This window comes from Uniformispora flossi, assembly GCF_049534875.1.
Taxonomy (GTDB): Bacteria; Actinomycetota; Actinomycetes; order Streptomycetales; family Streptomycetaceae; genus Yinghuangia; species Yinghuangia aomiensis.
In genome coordinates, this window is record NZ_JBMULZ010000014.1 from 70,809 (window position 1) to 88,445 (window position 17,637).

The following is a 17,637-nucleotide window of genomic DNA, read 5'->3' on the forward strand; positions in this document are numbered from 1 at the left end:
TGGACCGGGGCGGGGTTTGCGGGCATGCCGCAGGAAGGCAGGACGACGCAAACCTCGGCATGCGGCAGGGTAGCCCGCATGGCGAAGTCGGCCGCCGCGCGCTGCCTCCCATCCGGACTTTCACCGTCGGTACCGGAATTCCACCGGTTCAGCCGATCGGCGCCTCCGGGATGGAGGCCGCTGACCGGGTCGCGGACTTTTACCGCCGGTTCGGATTTTCACCGACCCCGGAGCGCGCGTACGTGACATTCGTACACCTCGAAGTGTGCCACGCCTGCCTGCGGACTTGACCTTGCCGCTTCTGTGTGTTCCATCACGCACACTCAGTGCAGCGGGCCGAACACCTGACGCACCGTCAGGACCCGGGGTGTCCGGCGGAATGTCCGGCAGTCGGAATGTCGGCCCATCCGATTCCAGCCATCGGGCGCGGGGATGGCACCCTGTCCCCATGGCCCCCGTTCAGATCTCGCCCAGCATCTTGTCCGCGGACTTCGCGCGTCTCGCCGACGAGACCGCCAAGGTCGCCAACGCCGACTGGCTCCACGTCGACGTGATGGACAACCACTTCGTCCCCAACCTCACGCTGGGCCTGCCCGTCGTGGAATCCATCCTCAAGGCCGCGGACACTCCCGTCGACGCGCACCTGATGATCGCGGACCCGGACCGCTGGGCGCCCGCCTACGCCGAGGCCGGCGCGGGCAGTGTCACCTTTCACGTCGAGGCCGCCGCCGCGCCGGTCCGCCTCGCCCGCTCGATCCGCGCGGCCGGCGCCCGCGCGTCGATGGCACTCAAGCCGGCCACCCCGATCGAGCCGTTCGAGGACCTGCTGCCGGAACTCGACATGATCCTCGTGATGACCGTCGAACCGGGCTTCGGCGGCCAGAAGTTCCTCGACATCATGCTCCCGAAGATCCGCCGCACCCGGGAACTCATCGGCAAGCACGGCCTGGACATGTGGCTCCAGGTCGACGGCGGGGTGTCCGCGGAGACGATCGAGCGCTGCGCGGAAGCCGGCGCCGACGTGTTCGTCGCGGGGTCCGCGGTGTACGACGGCCGCGACCCGGGCGCCGCGGTCGACAAGCTCCGCGCGCTCGCGAACGACGCCACCACGAAGGCTGCCTGGGCCTGCGCCCACTGACCCGAAACACCGCGAAGCGGGTGCCACCGGAGACTCCGGCGGCACCCGCTTCCGGCTATCGGGCGGCCTTCACCTCGACGCCCCGCCGGTCGGTCCACTCGACGATCGCGCGTACTTCGCGCCCGCGCCGCCACGCCTCGGACGCCACCGCGTAGCCCAGCACGACGGCCATCCCGATCAGGTGCTCCCGCCCGGCGAGGTTCGGCTTCCACGCCACCTCGGCGATCATCAGCCCCCACACCACGGCCATGAGCGTCCACGCCCGGTCGGCCCAGGCGATCGCCACGACCAGGCCGACGACCGCCGCAGACGGCCCGGTGTCGAACACGTGCGCCAGCCGCGGTTCGATGCCGAGGATCCGGTCCGGCCCGAGCGCGACCATCCCGCGCGCCGCGAGCGTCCCGGCGAGCGTCGCCAAGTAGGCCACGAACAAGGTCCGCCGGATCCCGAACGTCAGTTCGCCGAGCCCGAACACGATCAGCACCTGCGCCAACGCGCCCCACACCGGCAGATCCGGCGCGGGCACGAACAGCGATACGGGGGTCCGAAGCAGCGCCAGCCACAGCGGCTGGTCGGCCCGCACCCCGCCCAGGTCGTGGGTCACCTCGGCACCCCACGGAACGTGCTGCACCAGGTGGAAGAACGCCACCAGCAGCGTCGCCCCCACCGCCAGCGGAACCGCCCGCAGGCCCCTGCGCCGCAGCTGGGCGAGCGGCGAAGCCGTCAGCCGCAGCCACTCGTCGCGAAGCTCCCCGCCCAGGCGTGCCGCGGACCCGCGCACCGGTCCGCGGTGGAACGGGGGGCTGCGGCGGTCGAGTGCGGGGGCTGGCGCAACGGGCATCGAGTCGTGCTCCTGGGTCGTGCGTCACCTTGTGGCGATCAAGGCGACTAACGACCTATGCCCTCTTTCCGGTAACTATCCCGTCAAGGGCGGATTTCCCGACCCGCGCAGCCCAGGATCATCACAACGAGCGACCGAGGCGGGGTGTGTTCCCCCTGAAGGCGTACGACTCGGGCCGCACGGACGACCCGCGGGCCGCCGCACGACCACCCGTCCGAGGGGCATCTTCCACTCGGACGGCCCACCCCGCCGGGCTCAGCCTTCGCTGCGCCGCAGCAGCGCCGTGTACATCGCGTCCGTGCCGTGCAGGTGCGGCCACAGCTGCACGTCCGGCCCGTCGCCCAGGTCGGTCACGCCGGGGAAGTACGGCCGCGCGTCCTCCAGGACGAAGCCCTTCCCCGCCGCCGACCCGAGCACGTCGTCGACGACCGCGCGCGTCTCGGCCCGGTGCGGGGAGCAGGTCACGTAGGCGACGACGCCGCCCGGGCGTACCGCGGCGAGGGCCGATGCCAGCAGTTCGCGCTGCAGCGGGCCCAGCTCGGCGATGTCCTCGGGGCGGCGGCGCCACCGGGACTCGGGGCGGCGGCGCAGCGCGCCGAGGCCGCTGCACGGCACGTCGGCGATGACCCGGTCGAACGACCCGGGTGCCCACGCGGGGCGGGTGCCGTCCGCGGTGACGACCTGGTGGCGGGTGTTCCAGCCGATGGCGTTGCGGACCAGGCGGGCGCGGTGGTGGCGGCGCTCGACGGCGAGCAGGGCCACGTCGCGCCGGGTGGCGATGGCGGCGAGGAGCCCGGCCTTGCCGCCGGGGCCCGCGCACAGGTCGAGCCACCGGCTCTCCGTCCCGGCGACGTCGGCGTTGGCGAGGGCCTGGGCGACGAGCTGGCTGCCTTCGTCCTGGACGCCCGCGCGGCCGTCGCGGACGGCGGCCAGCGCGCCCGGGTCGCCTTCGGGCAGGACCGCGGCGAGCGGGGACCAGCGGCCGGGCGCCGCACCTGCTTCGAACAGTTCCTCGAGGGTGGCGCGGCCCGGCCGGGCCACGAGGGTGACCGCGGGCGGGGCGTTGTCCGCGGCGAGGAGCGCTTCGATGCCCTCGCGGCCGCCGCCGAGGGCGTCCCACAGGGCGCCGACGACCCACCGGGGGTGGGAGTGGACGACGGACAGGAACCCTTCGGGGTCCTCGTCGTAGGGGGGCGCGACCTCGTCGAACCACGCGTCGAGGTCCTTCGCGGCGACCTTGCGGAGCACCGCGTTGACGAACTTGGCGCGGCCGTCGCCGAGGACGCCGCGGGCGAGTTCGACGGTGGCGGAGACCGCGGCGTGCGTGGGGATGCGGGTGGACAGCAGCTGGTGCGCGCCCAGGCACAGCACGTCGAGGACCGGCGGGTCGACCTCGTTGATGGGCCGGTCGACGCACCGGTCGAGGATCGCGTCGTAGGTGCCCTGGCGGCGCAGCGTGCCGTGCACGAGTTCGGTGGCGAGGGCGGCGTCGCGGCCGGTCATGCGCCGGTCGCGCAGGAGGCCGGGCAGGACGAGGTTGGCGTAGGCGTCGCGCTCGTCGACCTGCCGCAGGACGTCGAACGCGGCCCGCCGCGCGGCGTCCGGCTTGGGGCGCCGGTAGGTGCGGGCGGCTTTGCCGCGTGCCCCGGTGTCCGGTGACCCGGGTGTGCGGCCGGGGGTGACGGGACGGGTCACGAGGACTCCTCGGTATCCGCGGCGGCGTCGAACGTTTCGCCGTCCTCGGGCCGCACGCCGCGCGCCCAGTCGACGGCGGCCATCATGCGCTTGCCCTGCGGCTGGACGTCGGTGAGTTCGACGGCGTGGCTGCCGGTGCCGACCCGGACGACCTTGCGTTCGACGGCGATCTGCCCGGGCGCCAGCGCGGTGTCGCCGGCGCGCAGCCGGACCGGGGCGAGCTTGACGCGTTCGCCGCGGAACGTGGTCCAGGCGCCGGGCGCGGGGGTGCAGCCGCGGGCGACGCGGTCCACGCGCATGGCGGGCGTGGACCAGTCGACGCGGGCGTCGGTCACGGTGATCTTCGGGGCGAGCGAGATGCCGTCGGGCGGCTGGGGCACCGCGACGAGGGAGCCGTCCTCGATGCCGTCCATCGTCGCGGCGAGGAGCCGCGCGCCGGACCGGGACAGCCGCTCCAGCAGGTCGCCGCTGGTGTCGCCGGGCCGGACCTCGTCGGTCACGCAGCCGAACACCGGCCCGGAGTCGAGGCCTTCCTCGATGAGGAAGGTGCAGGCGCCGGTCACGTCGTCCCCCGCGAGGACGGCGTGCTGGACGGGCGCAGCGCCGCGCCATGCGGGCAGCAGCGAGAAGTGCAGGTTCACCCAGCCGCGTGCCGGAATGTCGAGGGCGGCCTTCGGCAGCAGCGCGCCGTAGGCGACGACGGGGCAGCAGTCGGGCGCGATCTCGGTCAGCCGGGCCAGGAATTCCGGCTCGCGCGGCTTCCCGGGGCGCAGCACCTCGATGCCGTGGTCGAAGGCGCATTCGGCGACCGGCGACGGGCGGAGTTTGCGGCCGCGGCCGGCGGGCGCGTCGGGGCGGGTGACGACCGCGACGACGTCGTGCCGCGACGCGATGAGTGCTTCGAGGGAGGGGACCGCCACCTCGGGGGTCCCGGCGAACACCAGACGCATGGGGATCAGAGCGCCTTTCCGAACGTCCCGTGCGGCGACACCTTCACGGTCGGCGGGGCCTGGCCGGACCACTCGGCGTCGCGGATCGCCTTGAGCGCCAGCTTCCGCTGCTCGCGGTCGAGCCGGTCGATGAACAGGATGCCGTCGAGGTGGTCGGTCTCGTGCTGGATGCAGCGGGACAGCAGCTGGGTGCCTTCGATGGTCACCGGGTCGCCGAACATGTTGAAGCCCTTGGCGACGACGCCAAACGCGCGCTTGGTGTCGTAGGCGAGGCCGGGCAGCGACAGGCAGCCCTCCGGGCCTTCCTGCTCGTCGTCCGACAGATCGAGGTCGGGATTGATCAAGTGCCCTATCTCGCCGTCGACGTTGTAGGTGAACACCCGCAGCGAGACACCGATCTGCGGCGCCGCCAGACCGGCACCGGGCGCATCCGTCATCGTGTCGGTCAGGTCCTTCACCAGGACCCGCAGCTCTTTGTCGAAGACGGTCACCGGATCCGCCGCGGTACGCAACACCGGATCACCGAAGAGGCGGATCGGCTGAACTGCCACAGAAGAACTCCCGTTCGACCGGAAAAAGAGACCGGGGCCGGCGAGCCGCCGCCACCCCCCGCAATCCGCCCAGTCTACCGACGGCGCGCCCGCCGATCCGGCCGGTGATCTTCACTTGGGCGCGCTGCCGGGAGACCATGGGAAAGGAGGCGAAAGCACCATGCTCGAAGTACGCTCCCCCGACAAAGCCGACGAGACGCGCGATTTCCCGAAGGGCCGCCTCGACGTCCTCGAACTGCCCGGCCTGACCTTCGGCCGCGCCCGCTTCGAACCGGGCTGGAAGTGGTCGGAATCCGTCGCACCGATCGCCGGCACGGCGAGCTGCCAGTTCCACCACTACGGCTACGTCGTCCAAGGCAGGCTCCACATCCGCATGGACGACGGCACCGAAGCGGAAGCCGGGCCCGGCGACGCGTTCGTCTGCGACCCGGGACACGACGCCTGGGTCGTCGGCAGCGAAGCCGCGGTCGTCCTGGACTTCGCCGGCAAGATCGGCGACTACGCCAAGCAGGCCTGACCGGCAAGACCGACCCCAGGCCGGCCGCCCACCCGCGGCGGCGGGCTCAGCCGATGTCCAGCGGATCCATCCGCACCCACACCGGCTCCCCCGGTCCGCGCGCCATCCGCTGCGCCTGCGCGGCCTTGAGCGCTGCCGCCAACTCCGCACCGCGGCCCGGCGAGACCCGCAGCAGCACCCGCTCGCGCCGGTCCTCGGGCGGTGCGGCACGGCCGTCCGCGGGCGGACGCTCGTTCCACAACGCGAGATCCGCCGCGGTCGGCGCCGCGGAACGGTCTATCGCGGCCCGCGCCGCCGCCGACTTCCCCGGCCGCCGCGGCTCGGCCTGCGGCGTCGGGCGCACCGGCAGCGGCGGCGCCGTAACCGGGCCCAGCACATCCGTCCCGTCCGGCAGCCGCACCATCGCCAGCAAGTCCGCGACCGCGGCCGGCGACCCCGTCACCGACGCCATCCGCGACACCGGCGGGAACCCCAACTCCGCGCGTTCCTCCAACTCGGTCCGTGCGAACCCCTGCGGATCCCACCGCACCAACGCCTGCACCGGCCGCAGCGTCGGCTCCCCCACCATCACCACCGTGCCGCCCGACGACGCCGGCCGGACCAACGACGCCGCGGCCAGCCACCGCCGCAACGCCTCCTCGCCCGCCCGCAGATCCGGACGGCTCAGCAACAGCCAGCCGTCCAGCAGCAACGCCGCCGCATACCCCTCCGCGGCAACCGGCTCCGCACCCGGCGTCGCCACCACCAGCGCCGGAACATCCGGCACCGACGCCAGCACCGCGTCCCGCCCCGACGTCCGCACCGGGACCCGCGGAAACGCCCGCCCCAACTCCTCCGCAGTACGCCGCGCCCCCACCACACTCGCCCGCAGCCGACCCCCGCCGCACAGCGGACACCGCCACCCGACCTCGTGCCGCCCGCACCACGCGCACAGCAGCGCCCCCTCGGACCCCGTCAGTCCGAGCGGACCCGCACACGACTCGCACCGCGCCGCCGTCCGGCACCGCTGGCACGCCGCATGCGGCACATAGCCCCGCCGCGGCACCTGCACCAGCACCGGACCCGACTCCAGCCCCCGCCGCGCCGCATCCCACGCCATCGACGGCAGCCGCGCCGTCCGCGCCGCCTCGTCCCGCGCCAGATCGAAATCGCCCACCGTACGGATCAGCGGCGCCGCCGCCCGCACCTCCGCCCGCGGCGCATCCACCGGCTGCGCCCAGCCGGAACGCACCAACTGCGCCGCATCGACGGACGCCGTGTGCCCGCCGACCAGGAACGCCGCCTGCTCGCGCAGCGCCCGCATCACCAGGACTTCCCGCACGTGCGGCTGCGGGGCACGCGGCTCGGAATGCGCGGAGTCACCGTCGTCCCACAACGCCACCAGCCCCAGGTCGGCGACCGGCGCGAACATCGCCGCGCGCGTCCCCACGACCGCTTTGACGGTGCCGCGGCTCACCGCGAGCCAGCGCCGGTAGCGCTCCTCCGGACCCGCGTCGGCGGTCAGCGCGATGTGCCGGCCGCGGCCGAGGAGCCGTTCGAGGGCCTCGTCGACGCGCGCGACGAGCTTGCCGTCCGGCAGCACGACGAGCGCACCGCGGCCGCCGGACAGCGTCGCGGCCATCGCCCGGGCGACCTCGTCGGGCCAGTCGGGGCCGGGCAGCGCCGTCCACACCGTGCGCGGCACGCCGCCGTCGGCCAGCGCGGCCAGCAGCGCCTCGCCGCCGGTGTAGCGGACCCAGGTCGCGGGGGCCGGCACGGGCGGGTCGGGCAGCGGATCCGCGGCGGGCTCGGCTTCGGCGCGGGTGTGCCGGGGCGGAAGCGCGAGGGACAGGACGTCCGCGAGGGTGCCCGCGTACCGGTCGGCAACCGCGCGGGCGAGATCGAGCATGCGGGCGGGCAGCACGGGCTCGGGCGACAGGACCCGCTCGATCCGCGCCAGCGGACCGCTGTAGTCCGACGCGGCCAACCGGTCGACGACGATCCCGTCGACCAGCCCGCCACCGCGCCGCCGGTCGCCGGACGCGTGCCCGCCGAACCGGACCCGCACCCGCACGCCGGGCTTGGCGGTGTCCGCCATCGTCTCCGGCACCGCATAGTCGTAGAACTGGTCGAGGTGCGAAAGCCCCTTGTCCACGGCCACCCGTGCCACCGGCAACTCGGCGGCGAGCACCGGCGCCTTCTTCGGCTTGGCCTTCTTCGCGGCCTTCCGCGCAGCGGCAACCGCGATCTCCATCTGCTCCCCCGGAGCCGGAGACCGCCCGCCGTCCTCCCCCGCCGTGTGCTCACCCACACCCGCATTTTCCCAGACCAGGGGGACAGTCGACGGCGGGGCACGCAGGGGTGGGGGCGGGGGCGGAGGGGCCGACCGGGAGCCGGGGCGGCGGGCCACCGGGGTGAGGCCGGGTGGCGGAAGTCGACGGCCGGGCACGCAGGAGGGGGGACGGGGGGCTCGACCGCGAGCCAAGGAAGCGCGGGCCTGCCAGGGGTGTCGCCGGGCGCGGCAACGGGTGGGCTCGGCCGGGCGCGCGTGCCGTCCGCCGCTCGCACGCGGGGGGGCGGGGACGGACGGCGGTCCCGGTTGGCTCCGGTGCGCCGGCCGAACCGGATTCCGAGCCGGTGCGACGCTGCGGCACCGTGCGATCGGCAGACGTACGACGGCGCAAAGCCTCGGCCGGGGCCGGGGCGCGACTGCTGGAGGGCAACGGTGAGCTCGGGCAAGAGCGCACGGGCTCACGCGGCAGGGGCAAAGGAGCGGGAGTCGGCGCGGCTGCGGTCGGCTGCGGTCGGCGGCGCGGCCAGTTGGCCCGAGCGCACGGCGACGCGGCCGTGCCGACTCTCCTCTGGCTGCGTGCGGACAGTTGCTCGGGACCGAAGACCCGGATCCGCCGGGGCCACCCAAGCCGCCGGGCGCCCACTCGGGGGGCGTGGTGGGCGTGTGAGGGCGGATCGGTCGGAGGCGGTCTCGGCGTGGGCCCGGTACGGACGCCGACGGGCCCGGCTGCTCAGGCGCGCGCCGGGTCGGTCGGCCCGCACCTCAGCCCCCGCCCTCAGCCCCCGCCCTCAGCCCCCGCCCTCAGCGCTCGCTCTCCCCGTGCCGGCGCACGCACAGCTCGGCCGCACCCAGGACCGCGCCCGCCGGGCCGAAGACCCAGATCGGCCAGAAGTAGACCGGGCCGTGGGTGATCAGGACCAGGAACCAGATTGCGGTGTTGACGCCGGTGACCGCGAACAGTGCGGTCCACAGGCCGTGCAGGATGGCGCGGCCGTTCACCGGCTCGCGATGCGGCGGTCGGCCGCGGGCCGGGGGCCGGAAGGCGTCGGCCGGCCACGGTGCCGGGTCGGCGGGGCGCGGCGGGGACGGCGCGGGCGGCGGTGTGGCGGGGACCGGCTGGCCGCGCAGCAGGGCGACGTCGTATTCGAGGCGTACCGGCGGCGGCAAGTCGCTGATCAGGCGGGCGAGTTCGCCGAGCGTGACGGCGGCGTAGGCGGCCCCGATGCGCTCGTCGAACTCGTCGAGGGTCAGGCGCCCCTCGGCGTGGTGGTCCTTCAGCAGCGCGACCGCGGCTTCCCTGTCGACGTCGGACGCGCGCATTCCGGGTCGGGTCAGCATGTCATCGACGGTAAAGATTCCGCGGCCCCGTGGGGATGGGGCTAGCCCCACTCTTCACCGCCCGCCCGGGCGGGCGGTGTCGCGCAACCGGGTTGCCGCGGAACGCGGTTGAGCGCCGCGTCTCCGGCGAGGAGGTCCCGGGGTGGGACGCAGGCGCGGCGCTCAGGCCCGTTATTTGTACGACAATATGACCGGCAAGGCCACCTATTTCACGTGCTTGACCATGACCACCGCGAGCGCCCCGACGATCCCGATCGCCCCGGAGACCGGGAAGATCGCCCCGTACCCGCCCGCGTCGACGATCCACGACGCCACGAACGGCGCGGCCACCTGCGGAGCCGCGTTGGCGATGTTGATGATGCCCATGTCCTTGCCCGCGTCGTTCCCGGCCGGCAGCACCTGGGTGATCAGCGCCATGTCGACGGCCATGTACATGCCGAACGCGAAACCGTTCACGATGTTGAACGCCGCGAGCCCGCCGACGGTCGGCCACCACAGCGGGATCATCAGCGAGATCCCGGACGCCACGCCGGACGCCAGCACGAACGGCTTGACCGCGCGCACCCGGTCGGCGATCTTCCCGACGATCACGGACGCCACGATCGTGGCGATCGCACTCACGACCATCAGGTAACCCGTTACCGGGTCGACGTCCTCCGCCGGCACCTTGATGTACTCGATGGTGATGTAGTAGCTGTACGTCAGCGAGATGAAGTAGCCCGCCATGACGCCGAAGCGGGACACGAACGCCCAGGCGAAGTCCGGGTACTTGCGGGGGCTCACCCAGAAGTCCGCCAGGAACTTCTTGAGGTCGAACTTCTCGACGGCCATGTCCTTGCTGGACTCGTCCGGCGTCGCGACCACGAAGAGGACCGCCGCGACGACCACGCAGACGGCCAGGAAGTAGTAGCCGTCGGCGCCGCCGAACTTGCCGTCGAAGCCGCCGATCACGCCGTCGAAGCCGAACCGCGACATGTCGACGCCGCCGATGACGTACGCGCTGATGAGGATCGCCAGCGGGGTGCCCAGGCCGACGAGCCCGGACACGACGCCGTACTTGGCGGGCGGCACCCGGTCCGGCATGACCGCGGTGACCGCCGCCTGGTAGCCGTTGAGGATGAACTGGACGGCGCCCCACGTCAGGGCGAGGACGAAGACGGAGTCGGCCTGGGCCTGCCCGCACAGCGCGAGCGCGCCGAGGCCGCCGCACAGCAGGATCCACGGGGCGCGGCGGCCCATCCGCGAGCGCGTGCGGTCGGACAGCATCCCGAAAACCGGGTTGCCTACGGCGGCAAGAAGCGCGCCGATGGCGACCGCGTTCTTCAGCGCGTCGGGGTCCGTGCCCCCGGTGATCTCCATGACCTGCTTGGGGATCAGGTACGAGCCCGCCGCCATCCACACCAGGTAGAGCGCGACGTTGGCCATCGGCAGCGTCACGTACAGCGGCCCGAGCCGGCGCTTCCCGGCGGCGGGACCGGACGGGACCGCCGCGGGGGGCGGTGCCGCGCCCTCTGCGGAGGGGCGGACAGGGGTGTGGGTCATGTGCGTATCACCGGTCGTTCAATGAGGGTTGCCGGGGCGCACCCGGAACGGCCGGTGCCCGAGAGCCCCGCGGGTGGAACGGCAGGTGGAACCGCGCTTGACGGCATCGCCCGGAGGAGAGGTGGCGTGGCCGTCACGACTGCTGACACGTGTCAGCGGGAAAAATCATGACAGGAGGATCGTTCCCGCACCAGGCTTTCACCCCCATGAATATCAAGATTCCTGCCATTACTGGGGGAAAACACCGACGGCCCGGCGACTCGTCGGAGTCGCCGGGCCGTCGGATGGTCCGGTGTCGCGCGGTCCGGTGCGGAGACCGGACCGGTGGGTCAGGAGCCCGCGGCCGCCTTGAGGGCGTCCACGCGGTCGGTGCGCTCCCAGGTGAAGTCCGGGAGGTCGCGGCCGAAGTGGCCGTACGCGGCGGTCTGCGCGTAGATCGGGCGCAGCAGGTCCAGGTCGCGGATGATCGCGGCCGGGCGCAGGTCGAAGACCTGGGCGATGGCGGCCTGGATCTTCTCGACCGGGAGGGTCTCGGTACCGAACGTCTCGACGAAGAGGCCGACCGGGGCGGCCTTGCCGATCGCGTACGCGACCTGCACCTCGCAGCGGCGCGCGAGGCCCGCGGCGACGACGTTCTTGGCGACCCAGCGCATCGCGTACGCGGCCGAGCGGTCCACCTTGGACGGGTCCTTGCCGGAGAACGCGCCGCCGCCGTGGCGGGCCATGCCGCCGTACGTGTCGATGATGATCTTGCGGCCGGTGAGGCCGGCGTCGCCCATCGGGCCGCCGATCTCGAAGCGCCCGGTCGGGTTGACCAGCAGGCGGTAGCCCTCGGTGTCGATGTCGAGCGCGGCCAGCTCGGGCTCGACGACGTACTCGCGGATGTCCGGGGCGAGCAGCGAGTCGAGGTCGATGTCGGCGGCGTGCTGCGTGGACACGACGACGGTGTCGAGGCGGACCGGGCGGTCGCCGTCGTACTCGATGGTGACCTGGGTCTTGCCGTCCGGGCGCAGGTAGGGGATGGTCCCGTTCTTGCGCACCTCGGACAGGCGGTGCGAGAGGCGGTGCGCCAGCGTGATCGGCAGCGGCATCAGCTCGGGCGTGTCGTCGCACGCGTAGCCGAACATGAGGCCCTGGTCGCCGGCGCCCTGGCGGTCGAGTTCGTCGTCGTCGCCTTCGACGCGCGCCTCGTAGGCGTCGTCGACGCCCTGGGCGATGTCGGGCGACTGCGAGCCGATGGACACCGAGACGCCGCAGGACGCGCCGTCGAAGCCCTTCTTCGAGCTGTCGTAGCCGATTTCCAGGACGCGGTCGCGGACGATGGTGGGGATGTCCGCGTAGCCCTTGGTCGTCACCTCGCCGGCGACGTGGACCTGGCCGGTGGTGATGAGCGTCTCGACGGCGACCCGGGACCGGGGGTCTTCCTTGAGGAGCGCATCCAGGATCGAGTCGCTGATCTGGTCGGCGATCTTGTCCGGGTGACCTTCGGTCACGGACTCCGAGGTGAACAGTCGACGGGACACATCGCTCCCTGGTGTTGCAGCGGCTGCTGGCTGGTCGGCGCGTCCGCGGCAGGCGCGTCGAGCCGGATTCTGGCCCGAGTGTAGCCCTACGACCTGCGAATCCGGAGCGGGTGCCCGCATCGGGAGACGACGTGGCGTTGCTCACGCGCCCGTCCGGCCTACCGGTCGGTCGGCGGCTCCGGGAGCAGTCCCACGACCCGGTCCCATACGGCGTCCGCGAGTTCGTCCTTGGGCCCGAACGGGACGGGGGTCTCGGTGCCGTCCGCGCCGAGGAGCACGGCTTCGTTGCCGTCCGCGCCGAACGTGCGGGTCTCCCCCACCTCGTTCACGACCAGCAGGTCGCACCCCTTGCGCGCGAGCTTGGCGCGCCCGTTGGCCAGCACGTCGTCGGTCTCCGCGGCGAACCCGACGACGACCTGTCCGGCGCGCACCCGGTCGCGGGAGATCTCGGCGAGGACATCGGGGTTCTTCACCAGCGCGATGGGGTCGGGCTCGGCGTCGGTCTTCTTGATCTTGCCGCCCGCGTAGGCGACCGGCCGGAAGTCGGCGACCGCCGCGGCCATCACGACGCAGTCGGCGTCGGCGGCGGCCTTCAGCACGGCCTCGCGGAGTTCGACGGCGGTACCGACCCGCACGACGTCGGCGCCCGCGGGGTCGGCGAGCGAGACGTTCGCGGACACCAGCGTGACCCGGGCGCCGCGGGCGACCGCGGTGCGGGCCAGCGCGTAGCCCTGCTTGCCGGACGAGCGGTTGCCGAGGAACCGCACCGGGTCGAGGGGTTCCCGCGTGCCGCCCGCCGACACGACGATGTGCCGCCCGGCCAGGTCGGCTTCCGCGGTGCCGCGGACGAGGGCGCGGCGCGCGGCGAGGAAGATCTCCTCGGGGTCGGGCAGCCGGCCCTTGCCGGTGTCCTTGCCGGTGAGCCGCCCGACCGCAGGTTCGAGGACGATCGCGCCGCGGCGGCGCAGCGTGGCGACGTTCTCGCGGGTCGCGGGGTGCTCCCACATCTCGGTGTGCATCGCGGGCGCGAACACGACGGGACAGCGGGCGGTCAGGAGCGTGTTGGTCAGCAGGTCGTCGGCGATGCCGTGCGCGGCCTTGGCGAGGACGTCGGCGGTGGCGGGCGCGACGATCACCAGGTCGGCGTTCTGCCCGATGCGGACGTGCGGGACTTCGTGGACGTCGTTCCACACCTCGGTGGCGACCGGCTGCCCCGACAGCGCGGCCCACGTGGGGGCGCCGACGAACTTGAGCGCGGCGGCGGTCGGCACCACGCGCACCTCGTGCCCGGACTCGGTGAACCGGCGCAGCACGTCGCACGCCTTGTAGGCGGCGATGCCGCCGGACACGCCGAGCACCACGCGGGGACGGGGCTGACTGGTCATCGGTACGTCTCCCTGCCTGGGCGGGCGGTCTGCCTCACGGGCTTCGAGCGTAGCGACGCCGCGACAGCGCGGGCGAACCGGCGCGGCATCGGCGCCTGACGCCGGATCGCGGAGACGGGCAACTCCGGTGCGGGCAAGGCCGATTGCCGCACGAACGCCTCGGGCCCGGCCGCTCCCCAACGGGGTGCGGCCGGGCCCGATCGGCGTCTGTGGCGCGTCAGCCTTCGAGGGGCTCCGCGGTCAGCATGCCGGAGTTGATCTCACGCATCGCGATCGACAGCGGCTTCTCGTGGACGTGGGTGTCCACCAGCGGGCCGACGTACTCGAGCAGGCCCTCGCCGAGCTGCGAGTAGTAGGCGTTGATCTGCCGAGCCCGCTTCGCCGCGTAGATCACCAGGCTGTACTTCGAGTCGGCGATCTCCAGAAGCTGGTCGATCGGCGGGTTGATGATGCCCTCGGGCGCGGAAGAAGAGACGGACAATGCGGGGGCCTTCCCTAACGACCCTCGACTGCCGGGATGGGACACACGGCGGTCAGGATCTCATTCGATTCAGGAAACGTTCATCAAGGCTAGCAGTTCCCGCGACACATCCTCGACGGACGTGTTCACCAGCGTCACGTCGAATTCCGATTCCGCCGCCAATTCCACCTTGGCCTGCGCCAAACGGCGCTCGATGACCTCGGGCGATTCGGTGCCGCGGCCGACCAGGCGGCGGACCAGTTCGTCCCAGGAAGGCGGGGCGAGGAAGACCAGAAGCGCGTCGGGCATGGCCCGGCGGACCTGGCGGGCGCCTTCGAGTTCGATTTCCAGCAGCGTCGGCACGCCGTCCGCCTGTCGGTCGAGGACCGGCTGACGCGGGGTGCCGTAGCGGTTGCCCGCGAATTCGGCCCATTCGAGCAGCTCGTCGGACGCGACGAGCTTGTCGAATTGCCCGCCGTCGACGAAGTGGTACTGGACCCCGTCGACCTCGCCCGGGCGGGGAGTGCGGGTGGTCGCGGACACCGACAGCCACACATCGGGGTGGGTACTGCGGAGGTGCGCGACCACCGTGCTCTTGCCGACCCCCGAGGGGCCGGAGAGCACGGTGAGCCGGCGATGCTGCTTCGCGTCGTGCATGGTGCTGTTTTCAGTGCCTTCTGCCGGGGCCGGGGACGGCCCGGTCGGGATTACTTGCCGCCGAACTCGCGCTCCAGCGACGCGATCTGGTTCGACCCGAGGCCGCGGACGCGCCGCGTCTCGGAAATGTTGAGCTTCTCCATGAGCTGCTTGGCGCGGACCTTGCCGACGCCGGGCAGCGATTCGAGCAGAGCCGAGACCTTCATCTTGCCGATGACGTCGTTGGTCTGGCCCTCCTTGATCACCTCGTGCAAGGAGGCGTTGGAGTGCTTGAGGCGGTTCTTGACCGCGGCACGCTCCCGCCGAGCCTCAGCGGCCTTCGCGAGCGCGGCTGCGCGCTGTTCGGGGGTCAGGGGCGGAAGAGCCACGCCGTGTCACCTCGGACTTCGATACACCGGATGGTTGCTGTCCTCGGCCGCCCCCCTTCGGGCGACCGCAACTGTGGAACCTAGCTGGTCACAGCGCCCGCGGCAACGCGAAACGCTCGACCGAGTGAGCTTGTCAGGGAGCCTAGTCGGCGGAACGCGCCGCGTCGCCCGAAACCGCCGAAAAGTCAACCCCAGGGGGACTTTGCCTGACGATCGGCCGGACTGGCCGGCCGTCAAAAAGGGTTTCTGCGTAACAAAAGCGACTATTGGGACAGGGGGTTTCGGTCGCGGTTTCGGTCGCGGTTCCGGTCGCGGTTTTCGTCCCGCTCCCGGGCGTCCCCGACGCGGTCAGCCCGCGACCACGTCGCGGCACTCGTCCGCGTAGCGCGCCGCCGACTCGCGGAGTGCGTCGACGGACGGCCCGTGCCGCAGGATCTCCCGGCTGACGCTCGGGACGACGTTGCGGGCGGCTGCGCCGAAAACCCGCGGGATGTCCGCGGGAGTCGCGCCCTGGGCCCCGATGCCGGGCGCCAGCAGCGGCCCGTTGACGGCGAGGTCGACGCCGGTGTCGCCGAGCGTCGCACCGACCACCGCGCCGACCGAGCCGAGCGGTGCGGCGCCCGCGTTCTCGACCGCGATGTGCCGGAGCATCGCGGCGGCGACCTCGGTCCCGTCGGCGGTGACCGCGCGCTGGACCTCGGCGCCCTCGGGGTTCGAGGTGAGCGCGAGGACGAAGACGCCCGCGCCGTGCTCGGCGGCGAGGTCGAGAACCGGCCGCAGCGAGCCGAAGCCGAGGTACGGGCTGACGGTGACCGCGTCGGAGGCGAGCGGGCTGTTCTTGTCGACGTAGGCGGCGGCATATCCGGCCATCGTCGAGCCGATGTCGCCGCGCTTGGCATCCATGATCACGAGGGCGCCGGCCGCGCGGGCGTCCGCGACGGCCTGTTCGAGGACCGCGACGCCCTTGCTGCCGAACCGCTCGAAGAACGCGCTCTGCGGCTTCAGGACGGCGACCCGGTCGGCGAGGGCCTCGACCACGGTGCGGGTGAAGGTTTCCAGCCCGGCGACGTCGTCGCCGAGGCCCCAGGCCTGCAGGAGGGCGGCGTGCGGGTCGATGCCGACGCAGAGGGGGCCGCGCTCGTCCATCGCGGCGCGGAGGCGGGCGCCGAACGGCTGCACCATCGGGGGTCTCACTCTCGGGTTGAGGTTGATGAACGGGTGGGTTTTGCCCGGTTAGTCGGCGTTCGTGCCGCGAGCGCGGTCGGCGCTCGTCGCGGCCGTGAGTTCGGCGAGGGAGGTGTACGTGGACGTGCGCAGGCGGTCGCTCAGCTCGCGGTGGATCTTGCGGCACCAGAACGGGCCTTCGTAGATGAACCCGGTGTAGCCCTGGACGAGGGTGGCACCGGCTTCCAGGCGCTCCCAGACGTCCGCGGCGTTCTCCACGCCGCCGACCCCGACCAGCACGATCCGGTCGCCCACACGGGCGCGCAGACGGCGCAGGACCTCCAGGGAGCGGGCCTTGAGGGGGGCGCCGGACAGGCCGCCCGCGCCGCACGCCTCGACCTCGGCGCGGGAGGACCGCAGGCCGTCGCGGCCGATGGTGGTGTTGGTGGCGATGATGCCGTCCAGGCCGAGTTCGAGGGCGAGGTCGGCGACCGCGTCGATGTCGTCGTCGGCGAGGTCGGGAGCGATCTTGACGAGCAGCGGGACGCGGCGTGCGGTGACGGTCCGGTCGGCGGCGTCCCGGACCGCGGCGAGCAGCGGCCGCAGGTGCTCGACGGCCTGCAGGTTGCGCAGGCCGGGGGTGTTGGGCGAGGAGACGTTGACGACGAGGTAGTCGGCGTGCCGCGCGAGCTTCTCCGTGGAGGCGACGTAGTCCGCGGCGGCTTCGGCCTCGGGGACGACCTTGGTCTTGCCGATGTTGACGCCGAGCACGGTCGGGTGCTTCGGGCGGCGCGGGCCGCGGGCGTGCAGGCGGGCGGCGACGGCGGTGGCGCCGTCGTTGTTGAAGCCCATGCGGTTGACGACGGCGCGGTCCTCGACGAGCCGGAACAGGCGCTTCTTGGGGTTGCCCGGCTGGGCCTGTGCGGTGACCGTGCCGATTTCCACGAAGTCGAAGCCGAGGGCGCCGAGTTCGTCGATGCCGACGGCGTTCTTGTCGAAGCCGGCGGCGAGGCCGAACGGGCCGGGGAAGTCGATGCCGAAGGCGCGGACGGCCAGGGCGGGGTCGCGCGGGGCGAGGACCTTGGCGAGGGCGGTGCGGCCGCCGGGGACGCGGCCGACCGCGCGGATGGCGCCGAAGGCGAGGTGGTGGGCCTGCTCGGGGTCGAGGTTGCGCAGGACGTACTTGAAGAACAGCGGGTAGCTCATCGGTGGTCGGCTCTCTCGGCGAGGCGGGCG

The 17,637-nt window shown here is 72.9% G+C and carries 16 protein-coding genes and 1 riboswitch; of the genes, 2 read left to right on the forward strand and 14 right to left on the reverse strand.

Translation table 11 applies throughout. The features are described from left to right. Positions 1–94: 94 nt before the first annotated feature. Positions 95–240: riboswitch (FMN riboswitch) on the reverse strand. Between the two features lie 208 nt (positions 241–448). Continuing rightward, complete coding sequence (rpe, locus tag ACPA54_RS26880) at positions 449–1,138, forward strand: ribulose-phosphate 3-epimerase (protein ID WP_345677935.1); 690 nt, start codon at positions 449–451, stop codon at positions 1,136–1,138. Positions 1,139–1,193: 55 nt separating this feature from the next. Here rpe and ACPA54_RS26885 read toward each other — a convergent pair whose 3' ends face one another. From ACPA54_RS26885 to def, 4 genes are all read right to left on the reverse strand, one after another. Continuing rightward, on the reverse strand, positions 1,194–1,979 hold the full coding sequence (locus ACPA54_RS26885) for a hypothetical protein (RefSeq protein WP_423533965.1): 786 nt from the start codon (positions 1,977–1,979) through the stop codon (positions 1,194–1,196). Positions 1,980–2,234: 255 nt separating this feature from the next. Continuing rightward, positions 2,235–3,674: an RsmB/NOP family class I SAM-dependent RNA methyltransferase gene (locus tag ACPA54_RS26890; protein ID WP_423533967.1), complete on the reverse strand. Its 1,440-nt coding sequence runs from the start codon at positions 3,672–3,674 to the stop codon at positions 2,235–2,237. After that, a complete protein-coding gene (gene fmt / locus ACPA54_RS26895; RefSeq protein WP_423533969.1) occupies positions 3,671–4,624 on the reverse strand; it encodes a methionyl-tRNA formyltransferase in 954 nt (317 codons plus the stop codon). The genes ACPA54_RS26890 and fmt overlap by 4 nt, the downstream gene beginning before the upstream one ends. 5 nt (positions 4,625–4,629) lie before the next feature. After that, positions 4,630–5,175, reverse strand: a complete 546-nt coding sequence (gene def / locus ACPA54_RS26900) for a peptide deformylase (protein WP_345677929.1) — start codon at positions 5,173–5,175, stop codon at positions 4,630–4,632. 160 nt (positions 5,176–5,335) lie between these two features. On the opposite strand from def, the gene ACPA54_RS26905 reads away from it, so the two are divergent. After that, entirely contained in the window at positions 5,336–5,692 is a 357-nt protein-coding gene (locus ACPA54_RS26905; protein WP_423533971.1) for a cupin domain-containing protein, read from the forward strand. Between the two features lie 46 nt (positions 5,693–5,738). Here the strand turns inward: ACPA54_RS26905 and ACPA54_RS26910 are convergent, their stop codons facing one another. The 10 genes from ACPA54_RS26910 to ACPA54_RS26955 form a co-directional block, all read right to left on the reverse strand. Then, positions 5,739–7,925 (reverse strand): primosomal protein N', encoded by a 2,187-nt coding sequence (locus ACPA54_RS26910; RefSeq protein WP_423534103.1) that lies wholly within the window; start codon positions 7,923–7,925, stop codon positions 5,739–5,741. A gap of 840 nt (positions 7,926–8,765) precedes the next feature. Further along, positions 8,766–9,302, reverse strand: a complete 537-nt coding sequence (locus ACPA54_RS26915) for a DUF1707 SHOCT-like domain-containing protein (RefSeq protein WP_423533973.1) — start codon at positions 9,300–9,302, stop codon at positions 8,766–8,768. Positions 9,303–9,506: 204 nt separating this feature from the next. Beyond that, positions 9,507–10,844 (reverse strand): MFS transporter, encoded by a 1,338-nt coding sequence (locus tag ACPA54_RS26920; RefSeq protein WP_423533975.1) that lies wholly within the window; start codon positions 10,842–10,844, stop codon positions 9,507–9,509. Between the two features lie 329 nt (positions 10,845–11,173). Continuing rightward, positions 11,174–12,367 carry a methionine adenosyltransferase gene (gene metK / locus ACPA54_RS26925; RefSeq protein WP_423533977.1) on the reverse strand — a complete coding sequence of 398 codons (1,194 nt, stop codon included), beginning with the start codon at positions 12,365–12,367 and terminating at the stop codon, positions 11,174–11,176. 158 nt (positions 12,368–12,525) lie between these two features. Beyond that, positions 12,526–13,752: a bifunctional phosphopantothenoylcysteine decarboxylase/phosphopantothenate--cysteine ligase CoaBC gene (gene coaBC / locus ACPA54_RS26930; RefSeq protein WP_423533979.1), complete on the reverse strand. Its 1,227-nt coding sequence runs from the start codon at positions 13,750–13,752 to the stop codon at positions 12,526–12,528. Positions 13,753–13,969: 217 nt separating this feature from the next. Next, entirely contained in the window at positions 13,970–14,233 is a 264-nt protein-coding gene (gene rpoZ / locus ACPA54_RS26935) for a DNA-directed RNA polymerase subunit omega (RefSeq protein WP_345677924.1), read from the reverse strand. A gap of 69 nt (positions 14,234–14,302) precedes the next feature. Further along, positions 14,303–14,869: a guanylate kinase gene (gene gmk, locus ACPA54_RS26940; RefSeq protein WP_345677923.1), complete on the reverse strand. Its 567-nt coding sequence runs from the start codon at positions 14,867–14,869 to the stop codon at positions 14,303–14,305. Between the two features lie 50 nt (positions 14,870–14,919). Beyond that, positions 14,920–15,237 (reverse strand): integration host factor, actinobacterial type, encoded by a 318-nt coding sequence (gene mihF, locus ACPA54_RS26945; RefSeq protein ID WP_345677922.1) that lies wholly within the window; start codon positions 15,235–15,237, stop codon positions 14,920–14,922. A gap of 348 nt (positions 15,238–15,585) precedes the next feature. After that, entirely contained in the window at positions 15,586–16,419 is an 834-nt protein-coding gene (gene pyrF, locus ACPA54_RS26950) for an orotidine-5'-phosphate decarboxylase (protein ID WP_423533980.1), read from the reverse strand. A gap of 51 nt (positions 16,420–16,470) precedes the next feature. Continuing rightward, positions 16,471–17,607, reverse strand: coding sequence for a quinone-dependent dihydroorotate dehydrogenase (locus ACPA54_RS26955; RefSeq protein WP_423533981.1), 1,137 nt, complete (start codon positions 17,605–17,607; stop codon positions 16,471–16,473). Between the last annotated feature and the right edge of the window lie 30 nt (positions 17,608–17,637).